The following is a 12,944-nucleotide window of genomic DNA, read 5'->3' on the forward strand; positions in this document are numbered from 1 at the left end:
AACACAACATGAACCGTAAAACAATTTTACCAAGGGCAATGGCAGTTGCGTTCATTGCTACCGCTTTTGTGGCGTGCAAAAAGGATAAAGACCCGTTAATCATCATACCCCCTTCATCGGGCAGTACCCTGCAACTGGACGGGGGTACAGGTGAAGCCGCCGCGGTGAATTCCGTTTTTGTAGATTTTAGCACTGATAAACAGAAAACGGCGATAAGAGACAGCTGGGATCTTGGCTTTTACAGCGGGAACGAATTTAAAGTGATACTGAACAATACCAATGGCGTATCTGCTGTAGCGATTAACAAAACAGATATCAACGCTGTAACCGAAGCCGATGTTGACCTGGATACCCTGAAACTGGGACAGGGCAATGGCTCCTTTGCTGTTATTGACGATCCAAGGGAATCAAGTATCCTGACTAAAACCGTGATCGCAGAAGTGGCGGCAACGGATGACAACAACAAAGTATATGTGGTAAACAGAAAGGGCGGCACCAACGGTTCTATATTGCCGGCAGATCAGATTTTTAAGATCAGGGTGCTGAGAAAAGGAACGGGGTATACATTGCAATATGCCTCTTTAAATGCTACTACGTTCAGGACACTGGAGATCGCAAAAAATGCGGATTTTAATTTTCAGTTCGCCTCATTGCTGTCAGGCGCCCTGGTGAATGTGGAACCGGAAAAAGCAGGCTGGGACATCGTTTGGGGTTGGAGTGTATACCAGTTCGGGACGATCCCTTACAGCTTTTCGGACCTTGTTTTTATCAATAACCTGGCCGGTGTAACAGCTTTTGAAAGGGTGTATGCTTCAGCCGATGTTGCAGCGGCCGCCTATTCCCAATTTAATAAGGATAGCGTTGCCAAATACAGTTTTCAGAACAGGAGAGACATTATCGGCAGCAACTGGCGGGTTACTTCCTCACTCGGCGGATCAAGCGAACCGGTAGGTGTAAGAAAGAACCGGTTTTATATTGTTAAAGATGGCAGCGGCAATACGTACAAACTGAAGTTCCTGAGTTTTGCTCCCCAGGATGGCGGCACCCGCGGCAAACCCCAGATCGAGTATGCATTAATCAATTAGAATATAAATCCACAAACACATGAAGAAAATTGTTTTAATACTGAGTGCTGCTGTTACAACGGCAACAGCGATGGCACAAACAGGAAAAGAAAATGTAGACAAGCTCTGCGGCTGTTTTGAAGTAAGTTTTAAATATGCAGAAACCTTTGCCCCGGGAAAGGACTATAAGTTCCACGAACGGGAACAGATCATTGGGGTTACAGAGCTGGCACTGCCGCTTATAAACACAGACCGGAAAGTGGTCATCCAGCACCTGCTGGTAATGGGCAATGGCACCATCGTAAAACACTGGCGCGAGGACTGGACTTATGAGAACCCCGTACAATGGGTATACAAAGGAGATAAGGTCTGGGAAAAAGCCTCCCTGCCTGCGGCCGAAGTAAAAGGCAGGTGGTCCCAGTCTGTGTGGGAAGTAACCGATGCACCCCGCTACCAGGGCAGTGCTCCCTGGCAGGTGGTAAATGGCCGCACTATCTGGGAAAGTACCGCCGACGCACCGCTGCCAAGAAGGGAATATACGCAGCGTTCGGATTATAATATCCTGAACCGTACCAACAGGCTGATGATTACGGAAAAAGGGTATGATCATGTACAGGAAAATAAAAAGATCATCCGGGCCAGCGGCACCGATAAATTACTGGTGGAAGAGCGGGGATTGAATGGGTATGAAAAACTGGATAAGGAAGACTGTGCCGCCGGTGAAAAATACTGGGAGGAGCACAAGGGCTTTTGGCTGGCGCTGGAAGAGGAATGGGCAAAGATCCTGGACAGTCGCAACAGGATAAAGCTGACGGAAAAGACCGGGGACAGCGATCTGATGGCAAGGCTGTTTGAAATGGCAGATGAATGGAAGGAGAAAAAGCTTACTGCTGCCGATGTAAATAGTAAGATAAAAACAGTGCTGGAAAAGCACGTCCAATAGTTTCTTCATGTATCGCTGAGCCGCTCCGTATTTGTACGGGCGGCTTTTTTTGTGCGGAAACCCGGCTGCGTTTTTGACCTGCATTGGGTGGAATAAAAAGGGTTGGTATGACGGGGCGGTGCCTTTATGGGCCGTGCCTATGGCACTTTTGTGCTCTGTAGTATGTTCCGTTTTCCGGAATAAATTCCGGAGGTATAAAAATGCGCCAGGCCTATGGCCTTTGCGAAAAAGAGTATGAGGTTGTTGTCCGCATTGGGTGGAATAAAAAGGGCGGGTGTGACAGATGGATGTTTTTATGGGCCGTGCCTATGGCACTTTTGTGCTCTGTAGTATGTTCCGTTTTCCGGAATAAATTCCGGAGGTATAAAAATGCGCCAGGCCTATGGCCTTTGCGAAAAAGAGTATGAGGTTGTTGTCCGCATTGGGTGGAATAAAAAGGGCGGGTGTGATAGATGGATGTTTTTATGGGCCGTGCCTACGGCACTTTTGTGCTCCGCGGCAAGGTCCGTCTTCCGGAATAAATTCCGGAGGAATAAAAATGAACCAGGCCTACGGCCTTTGCAAAAAATGGTATGAGGTTGTTGTTTATATTGGCGGGATAAGGAGGGCTGGTGTGGCAGATGGATGTTTTTATGGGCTGTGGCTGCGGCACTTCTGTGCTCCGCAGCAAGTTTCGGTTTCCGGAATAAATTCCGGAGGTGTAAAAATGAACCAGGCCTACGGCCTTTGCAAAAAAGGGTATGAGGTTTCTGTTTTAATACAACGGCACATGTTCCACCAGCAGGCCAATATGCACCAACTGACACGCAGGCCCGCTCTGACTATAAGAAGCAAGAGGCAGCGCCTCGCTTAGTCTTCCAACAACAAACTTCAGTTTGTTGATCAGCACCACCAATAAAACAAGAGAGCCGTAGGCTCGGCTCATTCCGGGTTGCAGAGCAGGCCCTCTGGCTGCCCGGGTGTCACAAAGCCAAAGACAGCCGGGAACTTCCGGCATTCAGTGCCCGGCAGGCAGGCGCAATCGATTGATAAGTGATTCTTCAGGCGGGAATCTGCCATCCGGCCCGCCACCCTATTAAAAGAGCACCTTTTTGGCCCTTTCCGGGCGCATTAACCCTGTATCACCCCGGTTTTTAGCTGTTCCATCCCATTAATATTTCTTACCTTTGCACTCATTTTTTGGTAAAATATGAGCGTGAAATACAGAGAATATACGGGTTTGAACCTGCCCTCCATAGAGCAGGAGATACTGGCAAAGTGGAAGGAACAACAGGCTTTTGAAAAAAGTGTATCCCTGCGCGACGGAGCGGAATCTTTTGTTTTTTATGAAGGCCCGCCCAGTGCCAATGGTATGCCAGGTATTCACCACGTGATTTCACGTACCCTTAAAGACCTGGTTTGCAGGTACAAGACCATGCAGGGTTTTCAGGTAAAACGCAAGGGCGGCTGGGACACTCATGGTTTGCCCGTAGAACTGGGAGTTGAAAAAGAGCTGGGCATTACCAAGGAAGACATCGGCAAAAAGATCTCTGTAGAAGAATACAACCAGAAATGCCGGGAAGCGGTACTGCGGTTTAAAGACAAGTGGGATGACCTGACCCGAAAGATGGGCTACTGGGTGGATCTGAATGATCCGTACATCACGTTTAAAAATGAATATATTGAAACCCTCTGGTACTTATTGAAGCAGCTGTTTAACAAAGGGTTGCTGTATAAAAGTGTAAGTATTCAGCCTTATTCACCCGCTGCAGGAACGGGGCTCAGTTCGCACGAGCTGAACCAACCCGGAACCTACAAGGATGTAAAGGACACCAGTGCCACGGTATTGTTTAAAACAGTGCGTAATGAAAAAAGCGAATTCCTGTTTAAGCTGTCAGCCGGCAGCGCTCAGCCAGCGGAACTTTTCTTCATGGCCTGGACGACCACACCCTGGACCCTGCCTTCCAACCTGGGACTTACCGTAGGCAGTCATATCGATTATGTTTTAATAAGCACTTTCAATCCCTATACCCATATCCCGGTAAATGTGGTGATTGCTAAAGCGTTGATAAGCAAATATTTCAAGGCGGAAGGAGAGAACGGGGACTTTGATGCATACACCGCAGAAACCAAGCTGCTGCCCTGGAAGGTCCTTGGGGAATTCAAAGGTAACCAGCTGGAGGGCGTCGAATATGAGCAGCTCCTGCCTTTTGAATCCAATTCTCCGGAGCGGATACAGGAGATCACACCAGGTGCTACCCCCTTCCGGGTAATGACCGGCGATTTTGTTACCACTGAAGATGGTACGGGTATCGTACATACCGCCCCGGCCTTTGGTGCGGATGACTATAAAGTAGGAAAGAAGAACAATATCGGTATCCTTACGCTGGTAGACCGCGAAGGAAAATTTATTGACGGTACCGGCGAGTTCAGCGGACGCTATGTAAAAGATTATAAGGATGAGAAGGATTACGTGGATGTAAATGTGGACATCAGCGTAAGACTGAAAAAGGAGAACCGCGCTTTTAAGGTAGAAAAATATGAACACAACTACCCTCATTGCTGGCGTACGGATAAGCCGGTTCTGTATTATCCGCTGGATGCCTGGTTCATCAAAACCACGGCGCTGCGCGACCGTATGGTGGAACTGAACAGGACCGTACACTGGAAACCCAAATCGACCGGCGACGGACGTTTTGGCAACTGGCTGGAGAATATGGTGGACTGGAACCTGAGCCGCAGCCGTTTCTGGGGCACGCCGTTGCCGATATGGACCACAGCGGATGGCAGCGAAATGAAATGCATCGGCTCTGTTGAAGAGCTGAACAGCGAGATCCGGAAGGCCAATGAAGTGCTGGGAGGTGAAGTGAATAAAAACTACCTGCACGATGGTATCCTGGACCTGCATAAACCCTATGTGGATGAAGTGGTGCTGGTAAGTGCCTCAGGAGCACCGATGCACCGGGAGCCGGACCTGATAGATGTATGGTTCGACAGCGGCGCCATGCCTTATGCGCAGTGGGGGCTGAATTATGAAAAATTAAAAGCAGGTGATCCCCGGCCGTTCAACCAGCCCTTTGATACCAATTTTCCCGCCAGCTTTATCTGCGAAGGTGTGGATCAGACCCGCGGATGGTTTTATACCCTGCACGCGATAGCCGCACTGCTGTTTGACAGTGTGGCGTTCAAGACGGTGGTCAGCAACGGTCTGGTGCTGGATAAGAACGGGAATAAAATGAGTAAACGCCTGGGTAATGTGGTAGATCCCTTTGCAACCATCGAAACCTTTGGGGCAGATGCAACACGCTGGTATTTAATCACAAATGCCTCCCCGTGGGATAATTTGAAGTTTGATATCGATGGCATCAAAGAGGTGCAACGCAAATTCTTTGGTACCTTATATAATACCTACCAGTTCTTTGCACTGTATGCCAATGTGGATGGCTTTACCTATGATGAAGCAAAGATCCCGGTGCAGGAGCGCCCGGAAATTGACCAATGGATCATTTCCTCTTTAAATACACTGGTGAAGGAAGTTACGGCTGCTATGGATGATTATGAGCCCACACAGGCCGGCCGGCTGATCGAAGACTTTGTGGATGAGCATTTAAGTAACTGGTATGTAAGGCTTTGCCGCCGTCGTTTCTGGAAAGGGGAATATGAAACGGACAAAATAGCTGCCTATCAGACCCTGTTTGAATGCCTGGAAACAGTGGTACGGCTGATGGCGCCGGTAGCCCCCTTCTTCAGTGATGCGGTTTTCCGTAACCTGAACGAAGTTGCACACCGCTATGAGCTGGAATCGGTGCACCATGCCCTGTTTCCAAAAGCAGATGAGGCGCTTATCGACACAAAACTGGAAGAACGGATGCAGCTGGCACAGGATACTTCCTCCCTGATCCTCTCCCTTCGTAAAAAAGTGAACATTAAAGTCCGTCAACCGTTACATAAAGTATTGATCCCCGTTCTGAACCCGGAAATGAAGGAACAGCTGGAAAAAGTGGAGGAGCTGATCAAATCCGAAGTGAATGTTAAGGAAGTGGAGTACCTTGTTGATACAGAAGGGTTTATTAAAAAGAGGATCAAACCGAACTTTGTTGCCCTTGGCAAAAAACTGGGGCCAAAAATGAAGGCGGTCTCCGGAGCCCTGGCAGCCTTTACCCAGGAAGATATCAGCAACCTGGAACGGAACGGACTGGTAGAACTGGATATTAACGGGGAGCAAACCTCCATACTTCTTAACGAAGTGGATATCAGCAGCGAAGACATTCCCGGGTGGACGGTGGCCAATAAAGGCGCGCTAACCGTGGCCCTGGATATCACCATAACCGATGACCTGAAACAGGAAGGAGATGCCCGTGAATTTGTAAACAGGATCCAGAAAATTAGGAAGGACAGCAATTTTGATGTAACTGACAGGATCACTGTACAAATTGACACAAATCCTACATTAAAAAATTCGTTAACCACGTATAAAGACTATATTTGCGCAGAAATTTTGGCAGATGAACTGGAATTTCGTCCAATTTCAGCAGCTGGAGTCGAAATTGAAGTGAACGAACATAAGTTATATACGATTGTAACAAAAAAAGGGTAACACAATGGCTACAAAGAAGAAAACCGCAGCAAAACCTGCCCCCGCCCGCAATGGTTCGGGTGGACGCTCAACCGGCGGCAAAGCTGTTGCTGCAAAAGCTCCTGCAAAGACTGCTGGCGGAAAAACGGCAAAGGCCCCGGTAAAAGCTGCCGGTAAGGCCAGCGGCAAAGCCAGCAAACCAGCAGCAAAAACGCCGGCAAAAGCCGCTTCTAAATCTGCAACCAGCAGCAAAACAGCATCTAAATCAACTGCCGCACGTACTACGGCTCCAAAACCGGCAGCCGCCAAAAAGGCAAAAACGCCGGTAAAAGCTGTAAGCGCAACCAATGGAAAGACGTCGAAAGTTGCAGCAAAGACCCCGGTAAAGGCAGTGTCCAAACCGGCCGGTAAAGCAACTCCGGCACCCGCGAACGAGAAAAAAGCAGCGGTAAAGAAAACTGCAGTTAAAGAATTGGTACCAGTAATAGAAAAAAGCGTGGCAAAAAAAGAAACAAAAGAAGATAAAAAAGCAGCGAAAGCTCCTAAAAAGGTAGTAGTTCCCAAACTGTCTACAAAAAGTGCGGTAAAATATCAACCCGATTTCACCAAAAGCGTGCTGGATACACCCGCAATACAAAAAGCAGCTTCAGTGATCCGTTATTCCGACAATGACCTGACAGAATTCAAGGAGATCATTTTGAGGAAACTCGATGCGGCAAAAAAAGAACTGGCCTATCTGCAGGGCCTGATCACCCGCAGGGATGAGGGTGGTGATATGGATGAAGGCCGTTACATGACCATGGAAGATGGCAGTGTGAGCATGGAACGCGAACAGCTGAGCCAGCTGGCAAGCCGTCAGATCACCTTTATCGACCACCTGGAAAAAGCGTTGATGCGTGTGGAAAATAAAACCTATGGCATCTGCCGTGTAACCGGTCACCTGATCGATAAAGCCCGGCTGCGTGCTGTGCCGCATGCTACATTAAGCATCGAAGCAAAATCCATGATGAACCGCTAAGGACAGCTGTTATAAAATAAAAAAAGGCAAACCTTGACCGGGGTTTGCCTTTTAATTTTTAAGGAGAACACCGGAATCGCCGGGTGCTTTTCTTACCTTTAGGGCCGGACAACATATAAAAAAACAGGAGATGACAATACAATTTGGCTATGATAAAAAGCAGGTGATCCAGGCATTACGGTATCATTTTATATCCAAAAAAGAGATCAGGATCATGATCATCCTGGTAAATGTATTTGCCCTGCTCTCCCTTGTATTGTATGCGCTGCATAAGATCACTCCTGTAGCGTTCCTGATCAACTCCTTTTTGTGGCTGGTTTTAATGATCAGCCTCTGGTTCATCCTTCCGGGTGTTGTATACCGGCGGGCAGAAACCTTCAAACATCACTTTACCATGTATTTCAGTGATGTGGATTTTACACTGGAGCATACCAGGGGAAAAAAGAGCTGGCCGTATACCATCCTGCATTCCTACCGGGAAAGCCCCCATTTTTTTCATTTGTATTTTGACGAACGCTCCTTCCTGCTGGTGCCCAAATCGGCCTTTGCCGACAGTGACGAAGTATCAAAATTCAGAAACCTGCTGATGGACAAGATCCGGAGGTAACCCTCAGATGTACTTTTTCATTACAATGTGCGGGATCGTGAGATTGGTGAATTCATTGCTGGACTCCTGGTAGCCCATTTTTTCATAAAAGCCTGCTGAATTTTTGCGCGCATGCATGGAAATTTCCCGGTATCCCATATCCCGGGCAATATTTTCGGCAAACTGCATCAGAGCGCGGCCGATGCCCTTTCCCTGAAGATCAAAGATCACGGCCATCTGCCGGAGTAGCACCACCTGGCCCGGCTGTCTTACCAGCATACAGCACCCCAGCATTTTTTCATCCTCAAAGGCTCCGATCAGGATATGGTTCTTATCGGAATTAATATCTTCCTCAGTCAGCAATAATCCCAGTGGTTTTCGTAAAATTTCATTACGAAGGTCTACCATTTGCTGGTACTCTTTTGAACCATGATCTATAATTTTTAATGCCATAAATCGGTTTACTTTTAAGTAAAAATCATAGGTGGCTAAAAGCTGGGTTTTATATTGTAAATTAAGGATTTTTGGGTGTTCCGGGCCAATTTTAGTTTTTTTTTTCTTTCCGATGCATTTTTGGTCAAAAACTCTATTTTTGCACCAATAACTAAATTAATAAGATATGTCAGACATTGCATCAAGAGTTAAAAAAATCATCGTTGACAAACTGGGCGTTGACGAAGCAGAAGTAACGAATGAAGCTTCTTTTACAAATGATCTGGGTGCCGATTCGTTGGATACGGTAGAACTGATCATGGAATTTGAAAAAGAATTCAATATTTCTATTCCAGATGAGCAAGCCGAAACAATTACTACTGTTGGTCAGGCTGTATCTTATTTGGAAGAGCACGCCAAGTAGTTTATTGGCTCGCCAACTTGGCTTTGGTAAAGTAAAAACAACAAATACACCGCCTTTGACTGTGGTCTTCCATATACAAAGGCGGTTTTATCATAAAATAATAAGGACAACCAATTTATGGAATTAAAAAGGATCGTTGTAACTGGAATGGGTGCATTAACACCGTTGGGCAATACGGTTGACGAATATTGGAACGGGTTGATTAATGGAGTTTCAGGTGCAGCACCGATTACCTTATTTGATGCCAGTAAATTCAGAACACGATTTGCCTGCGAAGTAAAGAATTTTGATCCGACGCTGTTTCTTGACAAAAAAGAAGCGCGTAAAGTAGACCGGTTTACCCAGTTTGCATTGGTAGCCAGCGATCAGGCTGTTGCCGATGCCGGTCTGACCAAAGAAAATATCAACCCGGACCGCATAGGAGTGGTACTGGGCAGTGGTATCGGGGGGCTGATCACCTTCCAGAACGAAGTAATGGATTTCGCAAAGGGTGACGGAACGCCCCGGTTCAACCCCTTCTTTATCCCGAAAATGATCCTTGATATTGCTGCCGGCCAGATCAGTATGCGGCATAATTTCCGCGGCCCCAACTATGCCGTGGTAAGCGCCTGTGCCAGCAGTACAAATGCAATGATCGATGCCATGAACCTCATCCGCCTGGGAAAGGCGGATATTATTGTTACCGGGGGAAGCGAAGCTGTTATCAGCGAAGCAGGCGTTGGCGGTTTCAATTCCATGAAAGCAATGAGCGAGCGCAATGACGACCCCGCTACTGCCAGCCGCCCTTATGATAAAGACCGTGATGGCTTTGTAATGGGTGAAGGCGCAGGCGTACTGATTTTTGAAGAGCTGGAACACGCAAAAAAACGCGGAGCCAGGATCTATTGCGAAGTGATCGGCGGCGGCGCTACTGCCGACGCGCATCATATAACAGCCCCGCACCCGGATGGACTGGGTGCAAAAAATGTAATGATCGAGGCCTTAAAAGATGCCGGCATCCAGGCTTCAGAAGTAGACTATATCAATACACACGGCACCTCTACCCCCCTGGGGGATACTGCTGAAACGAAAGCGATCCTTGAGGTATTCGGATCACATGCGTATGAACTGAATATCAGTTCTACAAAAAGCATGACGGGACATTGCCTGGGTGCTGCCGGTGTAATTGAAGCCATTGCCTGTATCAAAAGCGTGGTGCACAATATCGTGCCTCCCACTATAAACCATTTTACAGACGATCCCGAACTGGACCCAAAATTGAATTTTACTTTTAACAAGGCCCAGGAGCGTCCTGTAGCGATTGCGCTGAGCAACACGTTTGGGTTCGGAGGGCATAACGCCTGTGTAATAGTAAAAAAATATTCATAGTCATCTGTGAATTTTATAAGAGAGATTTTTAGGGAGAAAAATGATGCTGCTTTAAAAAAGCAGTTACGGAACATATTGGGATTCGCTCCCGATAATATCTCTTTATACAAAACGGCGCTTACGCATCGCTCCCTTCGTGAGAATGTAGATGAGAACAATGAGCGGCTGGAATACCTGGGGGATGCTGTGCTAAGCGCCCTGGTGGCCGACTACCTTTTTAAACGATACCCCTATCAGGGAGAAGGGTTCCTGACCGAAATGCGGAGCAAGATGGTGAACCGGCAACAGCTTAATGAAGTGGCATTGAAGATGAACCTGAAAAAGATCGCCAACTTTAATAAACAGGATCATACATTAAGGGGCAGCCATATTTTCGGAAATACGCTGGAAGCGCTGGTAGGCGCTATTTACCTTGATCTGGGTTACAAAAAAGCCAGCAAATGGGTATACAATTATATTATTGCCCCACATATGTTTATGGATGAGCTGGAATCCCGCGAGATCAATCACAAAAATAAACTTTACGGCTGGGCCAACCGGCAGGGCAAGGCACTCGAATTTGTTACAATTGAGGAAAAACTGGAAAATGGACGGCGGTTGTTTACAATTGGTGCAGTTGTTGATGGAGAAATAATAGCCCAGGGTAAGGCTTTTAATAAAAAAGATGCATCACAGATAGCAGCAAGTCTTGCTGTCGGTTCCCTGGGGATCAATAATAATGAGGAAGGCGTTTAAGAACGCACACCCGTAAAATCCATACATATGAAACACTTTTTTATTGTGGCTGTAGTATGCCTGGCTGCCGGATTTATTTCATGCGGCGGCCCCGGTGAGAAAAAATTTGCTGACGCCGGAGCGTATGACAGTGTAATTACAGCTCGTGTCGATCAGATGCAGCAAACATTGTTTGCCGTTCAAAAAGTTACCGGCGCAGATGATTCTGCTACAGCAGACCTGGGACGGTTCGTAAACCAGATCGACTCTGTTGCAAAAAGTCTGAAGGAATTGCCCGCCTACAAGGGCAATACCGGGTATCGCGATGCGGCGGTGCGCCTGGCAGACTTTTATAAAAAATCAGTCAGCGGGTCTTATGCCGAGATCGGAAGGATCTACAAAGAGGTAAAGGATTCCACACTGGCGGACAATAAGGTGAATGAACTGATCATAAAGCTTCAGGAAGAAGAGACCCTTGCAGATGATGCTTTTATTAAAGAACGGGAGGCATTTGCTGCAAAAAACAATATAAAGCTGGAAGAAGATCCGGCTAAATAAATCCTGTAACTTAGTAAGGCGCTGTCCGGAATAAACGGCAGTGCCTTTTTATATTTACAACAAATGCGCGGGCTACCGATATATCTGGATAATTGTGCCACCACGGCCTGCGACCCCCGGGTGATGGAAGCAATGCTGCCCTACTTTACACAACATTACGGCAATGCGTCCAGCAGGGGCCATGCTTTTGGCTGGAAGGCGCAGGCCGCTGTTGAAGAGGCCCAACAGCAGGTGGCGGCATTGATCGGTGCCGAACCCGGTGAGATCATTTTTACATCCGGCGCCACCGAAAGCTGTAACCTGGCATTGAGGGGCATCAGCACATTGTATGCAGGGAAGGGCAATCATATGATTACAGTAAAGACAGAACATAAGGCCGTACTGGATACCTGCCGCGTACTGGAGAAGGGTGGCATGGAAATAACCTACCTGGATGTAGGTACAGACGGGCAACCGGACCTCACAGCATTAAGGAATGCCATCCGCCCATCTACGATTCTCATTGCAGTGATGTGGGCCAATAATGAGACCGGTGTGATCATGCCCGTAAATGAGATCGGCGCCATTGCAAAAGAGCATGGAGTACTTTTCTTCTCCGATGCCACACAGGCGGCAGGAAAGATACCGGTAAATGTCCGCGATGCCGGAACGGGACTGCTGGCATTAAGCGCACATAAATTGTACGGCCCCAAAGGTGCCGGGGCCTTATACATCCGCCGGAAAGACCCGCGGGTAAAAGTTGCCGCGCAGATCACCGGCGGCGGCCAGCAGCATAATGTACGCAGCGGGTCATTGAATGTACCGGGCATTGTGGGCCTGGGCAGGGCCGCAGCCCTTTGTATGGACCAACTGCCTGAGGAACAGGAGCGGTTGCTGTCATTCAGGAATACGCTGGAACATGCATTACTACAGCTCCCCGGCACAACCGTAAACGGACAGGCATCCGCCCGCCTGCCACAGGTATCCAATATATCATTCAGTTATCTCAACAGCAGCCAGATATTATCCGTGCTGAATAAGCAGATCGCGGTATCCTCCGGATCTGCCTGCACCTCCGGATCACTGGATCCCTCCTATGTTTTAAAAGCGATGCAGCTGCCGGATGAGCTGGCAAAAGCCGCGATCCGGTTCAGTCCCGGCCGTTATACCACGGCAGAAGAAATCAATGACACGATCGGATTGGTGACCGGTACGATCTCCGAATTGCGAAAGAGCAGCCCGGCCTGGCAGCTACGGGACTGATTTTTTCAGTAACTTTAATAAAGGTACTTTATAATCATCC

Annotated in this window: 13 protein-coding genes; 10 read left to right on the forward strand and 3 right to left on the reverse strand. The window is 47.8% G+C overall.

All coding sequences use genetic code 11. The features are described from left to right. The first annotated feature begins 8 nt into the window (after positions 1-8). Together K7B07_RS11995 and K7B07_RS12000 are read left to right on the forward strand one after the other, a co-directional pair. A complete protein-coding gene (locus tag K7B07_RS11995) occupies positions 9-1,085 on the forward strand; it encodes an HmuY family protein (RefSeq protein ID WP_223709904.1) in 1,077 nt (358 codons plus the stop codon). A 19-nt stretch (positions 1,086-1,104) separates the two neighbouring features. After that, complete coding sequence (locus tag K7B07_RS12000) at positions 1,105-2,007, forward strand: DUF6607 family protein (RefSeq protein WP_223709906.1); 903 nt, start codon at positions 1,105-1,107, stop codon at positions 2,005-2,007. Between the two features lie 754 nt (positions 2,008-2,761). On the opposite strand, the gene K7B07_RS12005 is transcribed toward K7B07_RS12000, so the two are convergent. Beyond that, positions 2,762-2,932 carry a hypothetical protein gene (locus tag K7B07_RS12005; protein WP_223709909.1) on the reverse strand — a complete coding sequence of 57 codons (171 nt, stop codon included), beginning with the start codon at positions 2,930-2,932 and terminating at the stop codon, positions 2,762-2,764. Between the two features lie 264 nt (positions 2,933-3,196). Here K7B07_RS12005 and ileS point away from each other — a divergent pair, with 264 nt between their 5' ends. Next, entirely contained in the window at positions 3,197-6,583 is a 3,387-nt protein-coding gene (gene ileS, locus K7B07_RS12010; RefSeq protein ID WP_223709911.1) for an isoleucine--tRNA ligase, read from the forward strand. Here ileS and K7B07_RS12015 read toward each other — a convergent pair. Next, entirely contained in the window at positions 6,554-7,126 is a 573-nt protein-coding gene (locus K7B07_RS12015) for a hypothetical protein (protein WP_223709913.1), read from the reverse strand. The genes ileS and K7B07_RS12015 overlap by 30 nt on opposite strands. An 85-nt stretch (positions 7,127-7,211) precedes the next feature. Between K7B07_RS12015 and K7B07_RS12020 the strand changes: the two genes are divergently transcribed. Together K7B07_RS12020 and K7B07_RS12025 are read left to right on the forward strand one after the other, a co-directional pair. After that, a complete protein-coding gene (locus K7B07_RS12020; protein WP_223709915.1) occupies positions 7,212-7,580 on the forward strand; it encodes a TraR/DksA family transcriptional regulator in 369 nt (122 codons plus the stop codon). Positions 7,581-7,710: 130 nt separating this feature from the next. Beyond that, positions 7,711-8,187, forward strand: a complete 477-nt coding sequence (locus K7B07_RS12025) for a YcxB family protein (RefSeq protein WP_223709917.1) — start codon at positions 7,711-7,713, stop codon at positions 8,185-8,187. 3 nt (positions 8,188-8,190) lie between these two features. On the opposite strand, the gene K7B07_RS12030 is transcribed toward K7B07_RS12025, so the two are convergent. After that, positions 8,191-8,619 (reverse strand): GNAT family N-acetyltransferase, encoded by a 429-nt coding sequence (locus K7B07_RS12030; protein WP_223709919.1) that lies wholly within the window; start codon positions 8,617-8,619, stop codon positions 8,191-8,193. A gap of 166 nt (positions 8,620-8,785) precedes the next feature. On the opposite strand from K7B07_RS12030, the gene K7B07_RS12035 reads away from it, so the two are divergent. The 5 genes from K7B07_RS12035 (at position 8,786) to K7B07_RS12055 (ending at position 12,904) form a co-directional block, all read left to right on the forward strand. Then, a complete protein-coding gene (locus tag K7B07_RS12035) occupies positions 8,786-9,022 on the forward strand; it encodes an acyl carrier protein (RefSeq protein ID WP_008587437.1) in 237 nt (78 codons plus the stop codon). 117 nt (positions 9,023-9,139) lie between these two features. Then, positions 9,140-10,390 carry a beta-ketoacyl-ACP synthase II gene (fabF, locus tag K7B07_RS12040; protein WP_223709920.1) on the forward strand — a complete coding sequence of 417 codons (1,251 nt, stop codon included), beginning with the start codon at positions 9,140-9,142 and terminating at the stop codon, positions 10,388-10,390. A gap of 6 nt (positions 10,391-10,396) precedes the next feature. Continuing rightward, a complete protein-coding gene (gene rnc, locus K7B07_RS12045; protein ID WP_223709922.1) occupies positions 10,397-11,125 on the forward strand; it encodes a ribonuclease III in 729 nt (242 codons plus the stop codon). Between the two features lie 27 nt (positions 11,126-11,152). Further along, positions 11,153-11,662: an LIC11966 family surface protein gene (locus K7B07_RS12050; protein ID WP_223709924.1), complete on the forward strand. Its 510-nt coding sequence runs from the start codon at positions 11,153-11,155 to the stop codon at positions 11,660-11,662. 63 nt (positions 11,663-11,725) lie between these two features. Beyond that, positions 11,726-12,904, forward strand: a complete 1,179-nt coding sequence (locus tag K7B07_RS12055; protein ID WP_223709926.1) for a cysteine desulfurase family protein — start codon at positions 11,726-11,728, stop codon at positions 12,902-12,904. Positions 12,905-12,944: the final 40 nt, after the last annotated feature.

The sequence above is a fragment of the Niabella beijingensis genome (genome assembly GCF_020034665.1).
Taxonomy (GTDB): Bacteria; Bacteroidota; Bacteroidia; order Chitinophagales; family Chitinophagaceae; genus Niabella; species Niabella beijingensis.

Excerpts from the sequence above, each read along its gene's own strand:
- K7B07_RS11995 (WP_223709904.1), top strand. The coding sequence starts at position 9 with ATGAACCGTAAAACAATTTTACCAAGGGCAATGGCAGTTGCGTTCATT.
- K7B07_RS12000 (WP_223709906.1), top strand. The coding sequence starts at position 1,105 with ATGAAGAAAATTGTTTTAATACTGAGTGCTGCTGTTACAACGGCAACA.
- K7B07_RS12005 (WP_223709909.1), bottom strand. The coding sequence starts at position 2,932 with ATGAGCCGAGCCTACGGCTCTCTTGTTTTATTGGTGGTGCTGATCAAC.
- ileS (WP_223709911.1), top strand. The coding sequence starts at position 3,197 with ATGAGCGTGAAATACAGAGAATATACGGGTTTGAACCTGCCCTCCATA.
- K7B07_RS12025 (WP_223709917.1), top strand. The coding sequence starts at position 7,711 with ATGACAATACAATTTGGCTATGATAAAAAGCAGGTGATCCAGGCATTA.
- K7B07_RS12030 (WP_223709919.1), bottom strand. The coding sequence starts at position 8,619 with ATGGCATTAAAAATTATAGATCATGGTTCAAAAGAGTACCAGCAAATG.
- K7B07_RS12035 (WP_008587437.1), top strand. The coding sequence starts at position 8,786 with ATGTCAGACATTGCATCAAGAGTTAAAAAAATCATCGTTGACAAACTG.
- fabF (WP_223709920.1), top strand. The coding sequence starts at position 9,140 with ATGGAATTAAAAAGGATCGTTGTAACTGGAATGGGTGCATTAACACCG.
- K7B07_RS12050 (WP_223709924.1), top strand. The coding sequence starts at position 11,153 with ATGAAACACTTTTTTATTGTGGCTGTAGTATGCCTGGCTGCCGGATTT.
- K7B07_RS12055 (WP_223709926.1), top strand. The coding sequence starts at position 11,726 with ATGCGCGGGCTACCGATATATCTGGATAATTGTGCCACCACGGCCTGC.